This window comes from Patiriisocius hiemis (assembly GCF_031846325.1).
GTDB lineage: Bacteria > Bacteroidota > Bacteroidia > Flavobacteriales > Flavobacteriaceae > Patiriisocius_A > Patiriisocius_A hiemis.
On sequence record NZ_JAVRHZ010000002.1, the window covers coordinates 167,718 to 183,312 of the forward strand.

The 15,595-nt window shown below is 34.4% G+C and carries 13 protein-coding genes; 5 read left to right on the forward strand and 8 right to left on the reverse strand.

The annotated features are described in order from the left end of the window. Positions 1-13: 13 nt before the first annotated feature. The 3 genes from RM538_RS04900 to RM538_RS04910 form a co-directional block, all read right to left on the reverse strand. A complete protein-coding gene (locus tag RM538_RS04900; protein ID WP_311332286.1) occupies positions 14-2,446 on the reverse strand; it encodes a ribonucleoside-diphosphate reductase subunit alpha in 2,433 nt (810 codons plus the stop codon). A 127-nt stretch (positions 2,447-2,573) separates the two neighbouring features. Further along, the gene (locus RM538_RS04905; RefSeq protein ID WP_311332287.1) at positions 2,574-3,551 is read right to left on the reverse strand and encodes a ribonucleotide-diphosphate reductase subunit beta; all 978 of its coding nucleotides are present in this window, start codon (positions 3,549-3,551) and stop codon (positions 2,574-2,576) included. Positions 3,552-3,962: 411 nt separating this feature from the next. Beyond that, positions 3,963-4,499: a hypothetical protein gene (locus tag RM538_RS04910; protein ID WP_311332288.1), complete on the reverse strand. Its 537-nt coding sequence runs from the start codon at positions 4,497-4,499 to the stop codon at positions 3,963-3,965. A 133-nt stretch (positions 4,500-4,632) separates the two neighbouring features. Here RM538_RS04910 and RM538_RS04915 point away from each other — a divergent pair, with 133 nt between their 5' ends. Next, entirely contained in the window at positions 4,633-8,265 is a 3,633-nt protein-coding gene (locus RM538_RS04915) for a beta strand repeat-containing protein (RefSeq protein WP_311332289.1), read from the forward strand. A gap of 92 nt (positions 8,266-8,357) precedes the next feature. Here the strand turns inward: RM538_RS04915 and RM538_RS04920 are convergent, their stop codons facing one another. Beyond that, a complete protein-coding gene (locus RM538_RS04920) occupies positions 8,358-8,924 on the reverse strand; it encodes a DUF3109 family protein (RefSeq protein ID WP_311332290.1) in 567 nt (188 codons plus the stop codon). Between the two features lie 147 nt (positions 8,925-9,071). Here RM538_RS04920 and RM538_RS04925 point away from each other — a divergent pair, with 147 nt between their 5' ends. Both RM538_RS04925 and RM538_RS04930 read left to right on the forward strand, forming a co-directional pair. Then, entirely contained in the window at positions 9,072-9,653 is a 582-nt protein-coding gene (locus tag RM538_RS04925) for a MarC family protein (RefSeq protein ID WP_311332291.1), read from the forward strand. 4 nt (positions 9,654-9,657) lie between these two features. Further along, entirely contained in the window at positions 9,658-9,858 is a 201-nt protein-coding gene (locus RM538_RS04930) for a hypothetical protein (protein ID WP_311332292.1), read from the forward strand. Here RM538_RS04930 and RM538_RS04935 read toward each other — a convergent pair. From RM538_RS04935 to RM538_RS04950, 4 genes are all read right to left on the reverse strand, one after another. After that, positions 9,855-10,457, reverse strand: a complete 603-nt coding sequence (locus RM538_RS04935) for a hypothetical protein (protein WP_311332293.1) — start codon at positions 10,455-10,457, stop codon at positions 9,855-9,857. The genes RM538_RS04930 and RM538_RS04935 overlap by 4 nt on opposite strands. Before the next feature lie 108 nt (positions 10,458-10,565). Continuing rightward, on the reverse strand, positions 10,566-12,176 hold the full coding sequence (locus RM538_RS04940; RefSeq protein ID WP_311332294.1) for a S41 family peptidase: 1,611 nt from the start codon (positions 12,174-12,176) through the stop codon (positions 10,566-10,568). Further along, a complete protein-coding gene (locus RM538_RS04945) occupies positions 12,176-12,607 on the reverse strand; it encodes a deoxycytidylate deaminase (RefSeq protein WP_311332295.1) in 432 nt (143 codons plus the stop codon). The genes RM538_RS04940 and RM538_RS04945 overlap by 1 nt, the downstream gene beginning before the upstream one ends. A gap of 71 nt (positions 12,608-12,678) precedes the next feature. Beyond that, a complete protein-coding gene (locus RM538_RS04950; RefSeq protein ID WP_489753167.1) occupies positions 12,679-13,308 on the reverse strand; it encodes a HupE/UreJ family protein in 630 nt (209 codons plus the stop codon). A gap of 204 nt (positions 13,309-13,512) precedes the next feature. Here RM538_RS04950 and RM538_RS04955 point away from each other — a divergent pair, with 204 nt between their 5' ends. Further along, positions 13,513-14,886: a sensor histidine kinase gene (locus RM538_RS04955; protein WP_311332297.1), complete on the forward strand. Its 1,374-nt coding sequence runs from the start codon at positions 13,513-13,515 to the stop codon at positions 14,884-14,886. Then, a complete protein-coding gene (locus RM538_RS04960; protein WP_311332298.1) occupies positions 14,883-15,581 on the forward strand; it encodes a response regulator transcription factor in 699 nt (232 codons plus the stop codon). Before RM538_RS04955 ends, RM538_RS04960 begins: the two co-directional genes overlap by 4 nt. Positions 15,582-15,595 lie beyond the last annotated feature (14 nt).

The window sequence follows — 15,595 nt, forward strand, 5'->3', positions numbered from 1 at the left end:
TAACATGAAAATATTAAGACCCACACATTAAACAATCATCATCTGGGCCTCCATTTTGAGATTTATTAAGCATCTCTCTAAACTCTGCAGGAGACATTGGTTTTCCCTCTACGTTTGTAGCTTCAACTTCAGTAGCTTCAACTGCTGCTTTCTCTGCAACTACAATAGGTTCTTTTTTGGCTTCTTTTTTAAGTGTAAACTTAATTGCATCTACAGCACTCTTTGTACGTAAGTAGTACATTCCTGTTTTTAAGCCACTCTTCCAAGCATAAAAATGCATTGAGGTAAGCTTCGCAAAATTAGCATTCTCCATAAACAAGTTAAGTGACTGCGATTGGTCTATAAAGTATCCTCTATGACGAGACATATCTATAATATCTTTCATACTTAGTTCCCAAACTGTTTTGTACAATTCTTTTAAATCCTGTGGGATGTCAACATCTTGTACAGAACCGTTAGCTCGCATGATTTGTTCTTTTAAATCATCGTTCCATAAACCAAGTTTTACTAAGTCTTCTAGCAGGTGCTTATTCACAACAATAAACTCTCCACTTAATACACGACGTGTGTAAATGTTAGAAGTATACGGTTCAAACGCTTCATTATTTCCAAGAATTTGAGACGTAGATGCTGTTGGCATTGGTGCTACTAATAATGAGTTACGCACACCATGTTTTTTTACATCCTTACGTAATTTTCCCCAATCCCAACGACCGCTTAATTCTTCATCTTTAATGCCCCAAAGATTATGCTGGAATTCTCCTTTAGAAATTGGTGAACCTTTGTATGTTTTGTAGGCACCATCTTTTTTAGCTTCTTCCATAGAAGCAGTAACAGCAGCAAAGTAAAGGGTCTCAAAAATCTCTTGATTTAACTTCTTTGCTTCGTCACTAGTAAATGGTAAACGTAGCATAATAAATGCATCTGCCAGTCCTTGAATTCCTAACCCAATTGGCCTATGACGGAAGTTAGAGTTCTCTGCCTCTTTTACTGGATAGTAGTTTCTATCTATTACTTTGTTTAAGTTTTTAGTAACTCTTTTTGTTACCCTAAATAACTCCTTATGATCAAAGGCTCCATTTTTCACAAACATAGGTAACGCAATAGAAGCTAGGTTACATACCGCCACTTCATCTGGTGATGTATATTCTAATATCTCTGTACATAAGTTTGAAGAACGAATAGTCCCTAAGTTTTTCTGGTTACTCTTACGGTTTGCCGCATCTTTATACAACATGTAAGGCGTTCCCGTTTCAATTTGAGATTCCATTATTTTCTCCCAAAGTTCACGCGCCTTGATAGTCTTTCTTCCTTTATTTTCAGCTTCGTATTTATGGTACAATGCTTCAAACTCATCTCCATGACAATCAAAAAGTCCTGGACATTCATTAGGACACATTAGAGTCCACTCTGCATCATCCTGTACACGTTTCATAAATAAATCTGGAATCCACATAGCATAGAATAAATCACGTGCACGCATTTCTTCTTTACCGTGGTTTTTCTTTAAGTCTAAGAAATCAAAGATATCTGCATGCCATGGCTCTACATACATGGCAAAAGAACCTTTACGCTTCCCTCCTCCTTGATCTACATAACGGGCTGTATCATTAAATACACGTAACATAGGAACAATACCATTTGAGGTACCATTAGTTCCAGAGATATAAGATCCTGTTGCTCTAATGTTATGAATAGATAATCCTATTCCTCCAGCAGACTGAGAGATTTTTGCAGTTTGTTTTAATGTATCGTAAATACCGTCAATACTATCATCCTTCATAGTAAGTAAAAAGCAAGATGACATTTGAGGTTTTGGTGTACCACTATTAAATAAAGTAGGCGTTGCGTGCGTAAAGAACTTTTTAGACATTAACTCATACGTTTCTTTAACTGCTGCTAGGTCGTCAAGATGAATACCAACCGAAACACGCATTAACATATGTTGCGGACGCTCCGCTATATTACCATTTAACTTTAATAAATAAGATCTTTCTAATGTTTTAAACCCAAAATAATCGTACCCAAAATCTCTATTATAAATAATAGTAGAATCTAATTCGTCTGCATTTTCTTGGATTACTTTATATACCTCATCACTTAATAAAGGTGCTTTTTTTCCGGTACGAGGATTTACATACTCGTACAAGTCCTTCATTACTTCGCTAAAGGTCTTCTTTGTGTTTTTATGTAAGTTAGAGACAGAAATACGTGCCGCAAGACGCGCATAGTCTGGGTGCGAAGTAGTCATTGTAGCAGCTACCTCTGCCGCTAAATTATCTAGTTCACTTGTAGTTACACCATCGTATAGTCCTTCAATTACACGCATAGATATTTTTACAGGATCTACTAGTTCATTTAATCCGTAGCATAGTTTACGAACACGTGCCGTAATCTTATCGAACATAATGGGTTCTTTGCGGCCATCTCTTTTAATTACATTCATCTTATTTACTTATTTAATAGTTAGTTTAAAATTTTGGGTAACGCTCCTAGGGCGAAATTGTTACATTTCACATTATCAACGTTATAGAATGAAAAGTCCGCCCTTTGGGGAGAAAGCGGATACCTTTCTAAAAATCTGCGTCGAAACTAATTTTATTAGAATCCTTGTCTTTGTTTGTCACACCAGCTTTTTGATATTCAGAAACACGCTTTTCAAAGAAATTGGTCTTTCCTTGTAATGAAATCATATCCATAAAGTCAAATGGATTACTAGTGTTGTACTCTTTCTCGCATTCTAGTTCGCCAAGAAGTCTATCTGTAACAAACTCTAAGTACTGTGTCATTAGGTTTGCGTTCATTCCTATCAAACTCACCGGAAGTGACTCTGTAATAAACTCACGCTCAATGTTTAACGCATCTACAATTATTTCTCTAATACGCTCTTTTGGCACCTTGTTTATTAAGTGGTGGTTATGCAGGTGTACTGCAAAATCACAATGCACTCCTTCGTCTCTAGATATTAATTCGTTAGAAAATGTAAGCCCTGGCATTAACCCTCTTTTCTTTAACCAAAAAATAGAGCAGAATGCACCACTAAAGAAAATACCCTCTACAGCTGCAAAAGCAATAAGACGCTCTGCAAAGCTTGGGCTCTCAATCCACTTTAATGCCCAGTCTGCTTTTTTCTTAATAGCTGGAAAGTTTTCAATTGCATTAAACAACTGGTCTTTTTCTTTATCGTCTTTTACATACGTATCAATTAATAAAGAGTAGGTTTCACTATGGATATTCTCCATCATAATCTGGAAACCATAAAAGAATTTTGCCTCGCTGTACTGAACTTCGTTTACAAAATTTTCGGCTAGGTTTTCGTTTACAATTCCGTCACTAGCTGCAAAGAATGCTAAAATGTGTTTGATAAAATAACGCTCATCATCTGTTAATTTAGAACTCCAATCTGTAAGGTCTTGATGTAGATCTATCTCTTCAGCTGTCCAAAAACTAGCTTCAGATTTTTTGTACCAATCCCAAATATCATGATGCTGTATTGGGAAGATTACAAATCTATTTTTGTTTTCCTGTAAAATGGGTTCTGTTGCGCTCATTGTCCTTTGCTTTTTAAAATTTGTAAATTTTGACGTTACTAGGGACTAACAAATATGGAAATTATTTGAGCGAAAAACTGAAAATTTGGAGTTAGGTTTTCAACAAAGTTTTCAACACGTATAATTTACAAGTGTTATTATTGTTTTGTTAAATTGAAGCTTTAAATATTTTAAAATCAGATGCTTATAAAATTAAACTTCAATTATTAACAATTAAAAAAAATGCAGTTGAAAAGCCTCGGAAACATACATTTTATAGTGCTTAAGCAAGGCTTCACTTTACAATTTGATAACATAACTTTTTAACCAAAAGAAGCGCAAACTTTAACATAAAAAAACTTCAGAAAAAGCAGAAAAATAAAAAACCGTCATTACAATTTGCAATGACGGTTAACCTAAACACGAAATCAATTATGCAGCATCTATAGTTACTGTCACATTTGCTTTCACTACCACATTAAAATTTACTGGCGTGTCATTAACACTTCCAGAAATTGTAACGGTAAGGTTTGGGGAATTTTTTAATGCTGCAGCAATAGCATTTAACTGTTGGGTATTGTTTACAGAAAAAACTTGATTATCTGCATCTGCTTGTTGTACGTTAAGATCTGTTACCTGAATGGTGGTTGCTCCAAAATTAATAGAGGCGTTAGTTATGATTGCCCCTTCAGCTCCAGAAAAATTAGTAATTTCATATGTTAAGCTGTTAATTGTCACACTTTCTATTTTATTAAAGTTGTCTTGAATATCCTGATTTTCGGCAATATTAATCATTCCAGATTGTGTAAATGCCTGTGGTTCTCCGTTAGGGTCTTCTGCTACCGCTACAGTAATTGTTGTTGTAAAGTTTCCATCTACATCAAACTCGGTTAACTCGTCTATTTTATCACAAGAATAAAGTGTTGTTAAGGCTACAAATAATAAGATTGCGTGTTTTTGAATTTTCATTTTTAAAGTTTTTAAGTATTTATACTCCCTTTAGTACAACCAATTTTTAAAAGGTTAACAAGAAAAATTTTTTTCTTCTGTTAACCTTTTTGCATTTCTAAAAACTAAGAGATGAAACAAAACCTAAAACACAATGATATCTTTAAAAAAACACACCGTAAAAAGACCCCAAATCTACCTTTACGCTATTTGTGCTTTTTTTACCTTTTTTGCCCTCCAAAGCAGTTATTCTCAAATTGGAATTAACACAACAACTCCAGAACCCTCATCCATGCTCGATATAAATTCTAGCAACAAAGGGCTGTTAGTTCCCAGAGTAGCGCTCACTAATGTAAACAACAGCTTATTAGATGGAATAAACACCGCTGCTAATGGACTACTTATTTATAATACCAATGCAAGTGTAACTGGGGGCGCTGGAATTGGTTTTTATGTCTTCAATGGTACGCTTTGGGAAAAACTTTCTACTAGTGCAGATAGTGGTGGTGATGCAGATTTTTTTGAAGAAGGCACTACAAACGCACCTAATGATATAACAGATGATATTTATACTGAAGGAAATGTAGCTATTGGTAAAAATATGGCGTTTTATCCACTCGATATTGAAGCTACTGATGCTATTAGAGGACAAAATATTATGCTTAACGGAACCGCCAATGGCGCACAATATGGACAATTTATTAGCAACACTAATAGCGGTAATGGCAACCATTACGGAACATACAATACTGTTTCTGGAACAGGTACAGGTACTCATTTTGGCAGCTATCAACAAATTATAGGTTCCGGAAATGGCACTAAACATGGAAACTACAATCGTGTTGCTGGAAGCGGAAATGGTTTTAGAAATGGAACATATAATGAGGTTACTAGCACCGCAACTAGTGCAGCAAGGGGTACGTATAATTTTTTAAATGGTACGGGTTCTGGTGCTCGTTATGGAACACATAATGTACTACAAAGCAATAGTTCAGGTCGAATATACGGTACCTATAATGATATAATAGGAAATGGAACCGAACGAAAATTTGGTAGTTACAATACCATTAATGCTGCAGCTGGAGGTACTCACTATGGGATTTATAGTGATGTTTCAAAAGCTGGAAGTTTCTCTGGGTTTTTTAAAGGTGCAGTTGCAATTGGGACAACACCATTTCAATCTGGAACACCAGATTATTATATCATGCCTGCTTCAAGAGGTACTAACGGGCAAATTATGCAAACCGATGCGAGTGGCAATGTGAATTGGGTGGACACATCAAGCATAGCTGGTGAAGATCATGACTTTTATGAGGTAGGAACTACTGATGCTCCAGATGATATAAATGACAATATTTTTACACAAGGAAATGTTGGTGTTGGAACCACAAACCCTTTAGCAAAAATTACTATCTCAGAAAACTCTAGTAATATAAATGCTCTTAGAATAAATAATATAACAACATCAGAATCTGGCGGATATAGCTCAATATATAACTCATTATCAAGAACTATTGATAACGCTTCTACTTCTGGGTCATATGGTATAGAAAACCGTGTAACTATTAATGGGGCAAGTACAGTTCTTGGTATTTTTCCTAGAGTATTTGGAGTTCGTAATCAAGTCGCTGGCACAAATGCCTATTTTCTAGGTGGAACAGATAATTATGTAACAGTAAATAATAATGGAACGGCTTCAGGAATTTACAATGTTCTTCAAGGAACAAACACTCTTGGAAACCTAAGTTATGGGACATATAATAATGTAAATATATCAGGTACTGGAACTACTATAGGAACAAGAAATCAAATCTATCAAACTCAAAGCACGGGAGAAAAATATGGAGTGTTTAATGTAATTGGTAATAACACTATAACAAACACAGCTCCTATCTATGGGGTGCGCAACAACATTGGTAGAGGGGCTGGCATCCAATATGGTATTTACAATTTTTTTAATAATACGGGTACCGGTGAAAAGTATGGAACCTATACACTTTTTCCAAGTTTTGCCGGAAATCAAGTAAGCGGAACATTATACGGATCTTCAATTGTTTTTGGGGGTACGGTTCAAAGTTCATTAAATAAATATGGATATCATGTAAATATTCCTTCAACTAACGCTGGAATTCATTACGGAGTTTATAGTGATGTCACAAAATCTGATAGTTATGCAGGATATTTTTTAGGGAGAACAGCAATTGGAACAACTACAGCAAACACCTATATTTTACCCCAATCTAGAGGAACAAACGGGCAAATAATGCAAACCGATGCGAGTGGCAATGTGAATTGGGTGGACACATCAAGCATAGCTGGTGAAGATCATGACTTTTATGAGGTAGGAACTACTGATGCTCCAGACAACATAAATGATGATATTTACACACAGGGCAATGTAGCGATTGGAAGAGTAACTGCACTTTATCCACTCGATATTTCTGCGATAGGACTGAGAGCTGTAAATGTTTTAATGGATGGCACAGATGACATTTCAAAAAGCGGTACCGTTAATACCATTACAAATGATGGGAATGGTCAACACCAAGGTGTTTATAATATTATAAGTGGTGATGGCTCTGGTGATCATTATGGCGTTTATAATACTCTTGGCAGTAATGGAACTGGAAGTTTTTTTGGTACCTATTCCAGGTTTAACTCAACCTCTGCAAATGAAGAAGAAGGAATTAGAAATGAGTTTATTGGAGACTCCCCTACAACACAAAGAGGAGTGAACAATAGATTTACAAATGATGGTTCCGGTAACAGAGTGGGGATTTTCAATACATTTTTTGGCTCTGGAAACGGTTTACAAACTGGCGTTTCTAATGTTTTTAATAATACTGGAAATGGAGTAAAAGTAGGATTTGATGCAGTAATCGCTGGCGGTAATGGTGATAGATACGGTTTTAGGACAAATATAAATACCGGAGGCGGAGGAACACATTATGGTATTAGTAGTGTGGTTTTAAAACCTGGTAGCTTTTCAGGCTACTTCTTAGGAAATGTTTCAATAGGTACAACAACAACCAATAATTATATTTTACCCCAATCTAGAGGAACAAACGGGCAAATAATGCAAACAGATGGAAGTGGTAATGTTGGTTGGGTAGATTTACCAGCTAGCACTTCTTTTTGGTCAAGATCTGGAAACCAACTTGATGTCGCTACAGCTGGAGACAATATTAACTTTACAAGTGACCAAACAAGTATTACATTTCCAGCTACTACTGGAACACCAAGCTCTATGATGTATCTTTTTGAATCTGGAACTTCAAACACGGACCGTATGGTGTTTTCACAATCTTCTCTCTTTGAAAATTGGGGACTAATGTATCGTGACAGTAACGATTCATTTAGATTTTTACGAAATGGAGCAGACAGAGTAGTAATAAATATAGGTGCTGGTAATCCCTTAGTAGTAAATGGAACAGCACAAGCAACATCTTTCCAGAGCGATACCACTACCTATCCAGATTATGTTTTCGAAAAATATTATAATAATACTTCAGAAATTAATGATGAATACACTTTTAAAACTTTAGATGAAGTTGAAAAATTTATAAAAGAGAATGGACATTTACCTGGGGTAACATCTTATAATGAAGTGAAAGAGCAAGGAATGACTATTAATTTAAGTGAAACTTCAGTAAAAAATTTAGAAAAGATAGAAGAGTTATTTCTCTACACTATAGAGCTTAAAAAAGAGAATGATATACTAAAACAAAAACATGAAGCACTAGAGGAACGTCTTAAAAAAATTGAATCACTACTCTTTGAAAAATAGATTGTATTGCCCAAATCTACCTATAAATCTCAAGCAACCAGTTTGCGCTAACTAACCAAATAGCCATAAAACAAGCAAGCTGGTTTTGAGGTTTATTCATGTTGCTGGGCTACTTTTTCTAAGCCCAAATACCAATCCTCCCCAAACCTTCTAATCAAGGCATCTTTCACAAATTTGTATACAGGGACTTGTAACTCTTTTCCAAGACTACAAGCATCATCACAGATAGGCCATTTATGATAGTTTACTGCAGCAAACTCACTATACTCTTGAATACGCACAGGATATAAATGACATGAAATAGGTTTTCTAAAGTCAATTTCACCCGCATTATAGGCATCTTCAATACCGCAGCCTGCCGTTCCATTTTCTGAAAAAGTAACATACGCACATTCCTTACCGTTTACCAAAGGAGTTTCTAACTCATCAAGATCGCTAGTAATATGAGTGCCTTGCTTCTCAATAGCTTGAATACCTTCTTCACGCAAAAAGGGTTTTACTTTAGAATAAATATTTTTTAAAATAGTCACCTCATCTTTAGTGACAGGAGCACCAGCCTCACCTTCAATACAGCAAGCACCTTTGCATGCAGAAAGGTTACAGACAAACTCTTTTTCTATTATATCTTCTGAAACGATTGTTTTTCCTAACTGAAACATAGTTGCAAAGCTATGCTTTTTGTAATCGAAACCGAAACCAAAATTAAAGATTGAATCTTGTTATAGATTAAAGAAAAATTCATCCCTTTTAATCACCATACCCTCTTTAAAAAGACTAATTTTGCATAGTATTTAAAAAGAAGTGTTATGAACCTTAATTTTAAAGAGATTGCTACAGCCACTATGGTACTTTTTGCCGTTATTGACATTGTGGGAAGTATTCCAATTATTATTTCTTTACGTGAAAAATCTGGGAAAATAAAAAGTGGTCGCGCCTCAATAATTGCAGCTATTGTATTAACGGTATTCTTATTTATTGGTGAAGAAATTCTTAAACTAATTGGAATTAATGTTTACGAATTTGCTGTTGCGGGTGCCTTTATTCTATTTTTTATTGCCATAGAAATGGTATTGGGAATTAAGCTTTTTAAACAGAATGAAACCAATCTAGAAATGGCTACGGTTTTCCCTATTGCTTTTCCAATTGTAGCAGGTCCAGGAAGTTTAACTACACTTTTATCATTACGTGCAGAATTTGCACTAGAAAACATTATTGTAGCGATTATTGTAAACGTAGTAGTCGTTTTTATAGTTTTAAAAACCTCCAATAAACTTCAGAGGTTTTTAGGCAAAAACGGTATTGCAATTATCGAAAAGATTTTTGGTGTAATTTTACTTGCTATTGCAGTAAAGCTATTTACATCCAACATCCAAGAACTATTTAATTAATACTATGAAAAATTTAATCTACGCACTAATCCTTATCGCTCTTGGGCTTATTATTTTTAATGTTACCAAATTAAATTTTGAAGCTCTATTTGAAGGAGATAGTATGATTGCTGCCATTAGCATTTTGGCATCGGCATGTACTATATTGCTCCTTGCTATTTTATTAGTTTCAAAAAAAATTCATAAAAAACAGGGTAGAAACTAACCTAAATCTTCTAAGTCAAGATTATCAACTGCGTCCCAAGTTTCTTCAACATTCATTCCCTTTCCAGTTACTTGAACGTAAAAGCGCTTACCATACATTAACTGAATAATTGTTTTATTATTCTTTTTTTGGTACTCCTCCATAGCTTTTATATTGTCTTTTTTAACTGTCCTTTTGGTGTATGTTTCGGTCTCTTCCTCCATATCCATTGACAAAAGCATTCTTGCTCCTGCTGTAGCAGAAGCTCCTATCTCACCAGCTCCATCCATTACATTAACAGTTATAGATTGTGACTTGTCCTCGTTAGAGTAAGTAGCTTCGATATTTGCAATTTTCATATAAGAAACCTGCCCAGCTTTATAGGCAGTTCTTTTCATTCCTAGTACTTCTTCTGGGAGCCAAGATTTCATTTCTTCGTTTGTGAGAGGTTCTTCCTGTTGTAACTCTTTAATATCTTCCTGCATGGTATTAAGCTCATCTACAGCTTTTTTAGAATTACTTACAGCATTTTTAGTCTCTTTAATTTTTTTACTTACGGGGTTGTCCTTGCATCCAAACACAAATACTGAAAGGATTGCAAGTAGGGCTAATTTTTTCATAATGATTGTATTTAATTAGTTAGATAATAAAGATACTAATTTACTAACAATCAGCCATGTGAAAAACACCCGTTTGGGTACCGTTAAATATTAAAATTATAATGGAAATTACTCTTGGTCTTGTTCAATAGGATACTCCAGCTCCAATACTTTTTGAATCATGGCATCATCTTGATTTAAGATAAACTCAAACTCGTTGGGACCATAGAGTTGTTCAGCAATATTAGCCTTTAATGCTTTTTTAAGTCTTTCAGCATAATTACCAGTTAGGTCAATTTGTGCTTCATTAAAGCGAGCATATTCTATAAACTCTTCTGAAAGGCTTTGTGGCACTTCATAATTTTCAGAAAACGCTTTAAAGTTCATACCATCAAATTGCTTTCTGTGATCTTCATTCTCTAAGTATTCGAAAATAAAGTAATTCATAAATCCGCTTCTAGAAACATACTGAAGAGTTTCGCTTTCAACACTTGTATCTTTTGGCACAAAAACATCTGGAATAATGCCTCCGCCGCCATAGACTACTTTACCCTTAGGGGTCACAAATTTTAGAGAATCTGCTACTTGAATGCTATCTACACTCAACAACTCTCCATTATCGTAACGTTCTTGATAATCTTTGTAATAATCACCATTTCCATTACCATATGGACGCTGGATAGACCTGCCTGTTGGGGTGTAATACCTTGCAATTGTGAGTCGTACAGCGCTTCCATCTCCTAATGCCATTTCACGTTGCACAAGCCCTTTACCAAAAGATCTTCTACCAACTATAACACCTCTGTCATTATCCTGAAGTGCGCCAGCTAAAATCTCACTTGCCGATGCAGAGTTTTCGTTGATGAGAACATATACTTTGTTATCTTCAAAAGAGCCTTTTTTAGTTGCGAAGGTTTTTTGTTCTTCCCCTGCCTTATTTCTAGTAATCAAAACTAGTTTGTCATCTTTTAAAAATTCATCAACAATCTCTTCGGTAACTCCAATATATCCGCCAGGATTTCCTCTTAAGTCAACAATTAGACTCTTTACTCCTTGATCTCTCAAATCATCTAATGCTTCATCAAACTCATCATATGTAGTTTCAGAAAAACGATTGATTTTTATATAACCCACCTCATCATTAACCATGTAGGAAGCGTCTATACTTATAAGAGGGACATCTGCTCTTCTTACGTTAAGAGTAATTATTTCATCCTCGTTCTTTCGATAAACTTTTAATTCTACCTTAGAGTTTTTTTCTCCTTTTAAATAATTAGATATACTATCTCTATCAATCCCTTCTCCAAAAAGCTTAACTCCATCTGCGTATAAAATTCTATCACCCCCTTTTATTCCAGCAACAGATGCTGGACCACCTTCAATAGCTCTAATTACAGCAATAGAATCTCGATAGGGATAAAAGCTTACGCCAATCCCAACAAAATTTCCTCGCATTTCGTTAGCGCTATCTTCATAATCATCCACAGGAATGTAAACTGAGTGCGGGTCTAAGTTTTCCAGTATTCCGTTTACAGTTACGTCCACAATGCTATCTGTATTTACCTGATCAACGTACTCGTAATCTATGTAATCTATAAGTCTGTTTAGTTTATCTTTTTTGGAATTGGTAGCAAATATTTTTTCGTTAGTATCCGTAAAGTTGAGTTTAGAGCCAATAAAAATTCCGCCTGCAATAGCAAGTCCAAGTAATAAGGGAATATACTTTTTGTGGAACTTCATTATACGTCTATATCTTTTATATGTGTTATGCTAACGCCCGCTTTTTCTAAAAATTTTATACCAGAATCATCTTTATAACCGTCCAGATATACTAATCTAGAAATTCCAGCCTGATGTATTAATTTACTACATTGTTGGCAGGGCGACATTGTAATATATAGTGTAGCTCCTTTACAGGATTGTGTAGACGAGGCAACTTTTAAAATAGCATTTGCTTCTGCGTGTAATACATACCATTTTGTGTATCCTTCTTCGTCTTCGCAAAAATTTTCGAAACCAGTTGGAGTACCATTATACCCATCACTAATTATCATTTTATCTTTCACAATAAGTGCGCCAACTTGTTTTCTTTTACAATAAGACAACTTACTCCATTCTTTTGCCATACGCAGGTATGCGATGTCGTACTTTAATTGTTTTTTCTTACTCATATTGAATTACAAAGTTAGTAGCGAAAGTAACAGGAAGTTACATTTAATACTATAAAGTGCTGTTAAAATAGTTACAGTAAACAGTTTTCTGCTAGCATAGGTAACACTCTTCCTATCACAATTGCCGAAACTACCAACACCCACTCTCGTTGTCGTACTTTAAAAAGACCTTGAAATAAATACGCCAAAATAAGTACACATAACACAACAATAACCTGAGAGATCTCTACTCCAGCAGCAAAACCTAGTAATGAAATTACTTCGTTTTCAGGAGCTATCATTTTGTAGTAAGTAGCAAAGCCAAAACCGTGAATTAAACCAAAAAACAAAGTAGTTATTATATATAAAGTTATCCAAGTACTGGATACTTTGTTTCCCTTAGTGAAAAAATTAGCGATAGCTGTTATCGCAATGGTTATGGGTATTAGACATTCTATTAGACCTGTATTTACGGAAACAACATCATAGTGTGCCAACAATAAAGAAATGGTATGTCCAACGGTAAATACCGTGACCATAAGCAGTAATTTCTTCCAAGAAGTAAAGGTGTATACCGCCGCTAAAACCAATAAAAACAAAACGTGGTCATAGGCCTTCCAGTCCAGCACATGTTCTAATCCCAATGAAAAATAAAATGAAAAATCTTGCATAGTAGCATCCTCGTTTTGAACGACGTGTAAAGATAGAAAAAGACAAATTATTTTTACTAAGACATTTGTAAACAATTACATAAAACAAATCATTAATAACGTATGTACAATTGTGACACTCAATTTTAAAAACCATCTAGTTTGTTGATTTTCAACATTCCTAGTTAGGTTAACGTAAGGTTAATGTATTATTTATTTTTCTTTTTTTCATTGTTCTTGACTTACATTTGAGCCATGCGTTTCAAAATCAAATCTTTGATTTTACTATCTGTAGTAACTCTAGTAGCTTTAATTGCTATACAGGGGTACTTAATTTATAATACATATCAATTAAAGAAAAAAACCTACACAATAGATGCTAGAAATGCAATTGCCAAAGTATATAACACACCGGAATTAGACTCCATTATGTGGCTGTATCGAACAGATTTTAAAGATAACCTTAAATCTTATGAAGCAGGAAATTTATCGAAAGATAGCTTGCTAAAGAAACTGCAAGACAAATCTACTTCAATAAATTATGGGTTTATGGAAATTTTTAACTCTAAGTTGGCTGAAACTACGCAAGATTATAAAATTCAATTTAAAAAAATAGTGAACAGCATTAATTTAAGTGATTCACTACAAAGCAAGTCACTTATTTATGATATTTCAGAAAAAAACGACACTATACTGTTGGTTGGAGAAAGGTTCTCAAATTCTGATGCTATCTTAATTAACAATAGTACTTGGCAGGATGCGATTACATTTGAAAAAACAGATGACACAGAAGAAAAAACATTAAATTTTAAGTCAAGTATATACATGAGCATTTCAAACTGGAATAACCTATTGTTTAGAGAAATGTCCGGTTTACTTATACTATCCAGTTTTCTATTCTTGTTCGTTGTAAGCTTATTGTTTTATTCTATTCAAAATTTATTTAAGCAAAAAAGAATAGCTGCCATTAAAACAGATTTTATAAACAATATTACACATGAATTAAAAACACCCTTAACAACATTGTCCTTAGCTACTAAAACCTTATCTAATAAAGTGCTAGCCAACAAAACTACTAGCATGGTGACAGACACCATCAAGGTAATAGAAAGACAAAATACCAGACTTCAAAACCTCATAGATCAAGTACTTAAAAATAGTCTGGGGTATAATGAGATAAAATTGAATAAAGAAGAAATAAACGCCTCTGTATTTTTAAATGAATTGTTGAATGATTATGAACTTGGCTTAGATAAAGAAATCGCTATAGAACGTGCTATTGATAAAACAGGAGTTCTAATGCTTGCCGATAAGTTTCACATAAGCACAGCAATACTAAACATACTCAATAATGCTATAAAATATGGTGGAACGCAACTATTGGTCTCTTACACAATTGACCATAAATCTGTTTGTCACCTAATTAAAATTACTGATAACGGTATTGGGATTGAGCCAAAATACCAAAAATTCATTTTCGAGAAATTTTATCGTGCTCAAGGTGAGAAGGACACCCATAATTATAAAGGGCTTGGACTTGGGCTATACTATACCGCTCAAATTGTGAAAGCTCACAACAGTCAAATTACTGTAGAAAGCAAAAAAAATAAAGGAACAACTTTTACTATTAATATCCCCGTGGCGCAATGAAAAAGAAACATATCTTATTGGTAGAAGATGATTTTGATTTTGGCACTATGTTAAAGCAATACCTTGAGCTAAATAATTTTAAAGTGACTTGGGGAAAAGATGGGCTTGAAGGGTTATCCTTATCAAACAAAGGCGCATACAATTTGTTTATAATTGATGTTATGATGCCAAAAATGGATGGCTTTACTCTAGCTGAAAAATTAGTAGAAAGCACTCCAGAAGTACCTCTATTATTTCTAACAGCTCGTAAAACAAAAGAAGACAAAATTAAAGGGTTAAAGTTAGGTGCAGATGACTATGTTGTAAAACCTTTTGAAGCCGAAGAACTAGTATATAGAATTAAAAATATTATATCAAGGACCGAACGACAAAACGTCTTTTCAGAAATACCAGAAAAAGACATTATAGCTATTGGCAACTACAATTTCGATTTTGGAAACCTAAAGTTAAGTATTAATGAAAATTCAAAAAAATTAACTAGTAGAGAAGCCAAACTACTCTACTACCTTTTTCAAAACAAAAATAGTGTTATAACACGAGAAGAAGTTTTGGCTCATGTCTGGGGCAAAACAGACTTCTTTTCAGGACGAAGCATGGATGTGTTTGTTAGCAGGTTGAGAAAATATTTAAAAGAAGACAAAAACATTGAAATAGCCAGTATACGCGGTGTTGGCTTAGAATTCAATTTAAATTGAAAATTAAATTTTAA

Bases quoted from the DNA above. Each gene is read 5' to 3' on its own strand.
- RM538_RS04920 (WP_311332290.1), bottom strand. From the start codon at position 8,924: ATGTTTCAGTTAGGAAAAACAATCGTTTCAGAAGATATAATAGAAAAA.
- RM538_RS04910 (WP_311332288.1), bottom strand. From the start codon at position 4,499: ATGAAAATTCAAAAACACGCAATCTTATTATTTGTAGCCTTAACAACA.
- RM538_RS04960 (WP_311332298.1), top strand. From the start codon at position 14,883: ATGAAAAAGAAACATATCTTATTGGTAGAAGATGATTTTGATTTTGGC.
- RM538_RS04940 (WP_311332294.1), bottom strand. From the start codon at position 12,176: ATGAAGTTCCACAAAAAGTATATTCCCTTATTACTTGGACTTGCTATT.
- RM538_RS04900 (WP_311332286.1), bottom strand. From the start codon at position 2,446: ATGAATGTAATTAAAAGAGATGGCCGCAAAGAACCCATTATGTTCGAT.
- RM538_RS04935 (WP_311332293.1), bottom strand. From the start codon at position 10,457: ATGAAAAAATTAGCCCTACTTGCAATCCTTTCAGTATTTGTGTTTGGA.
- RM538_RS04925 (WP_311332291.1), top strand. From the start codon at position 9,072: ATGAACCTTAATTTTAAAGAGATTGCTACAGCCACTATGGTACTTTTT.
- RM538_RS04945 (WP_311332295.1), bottom strand. From the start codon at position 12,607: ATGAGTAAGAAAAAACAATTAAAGTACGACATCGCATACCTGCGTATG.
- RM538_RS04915 (WP_311332289.1), top strand. From the start codon at position 4,633: ATGATATCTTTAAAAAAACACACCGTAAAAAGACCCCAAATCTACCTT.
- RM538_RS04930 (WP_311332292.1), top strand. From the start codon at position 9,658: ATGAAAAATTTAATCTACGCACTAATCCTTATCGCTCTTGGGCTTATT.
- RM538_RS04905 (WP_311332287.1), bottom strand. From the start codon at position 3,551: ATGAGCGCAACAGAACCCATTTTACAGGAAAACAAAAATAGATTTGTA.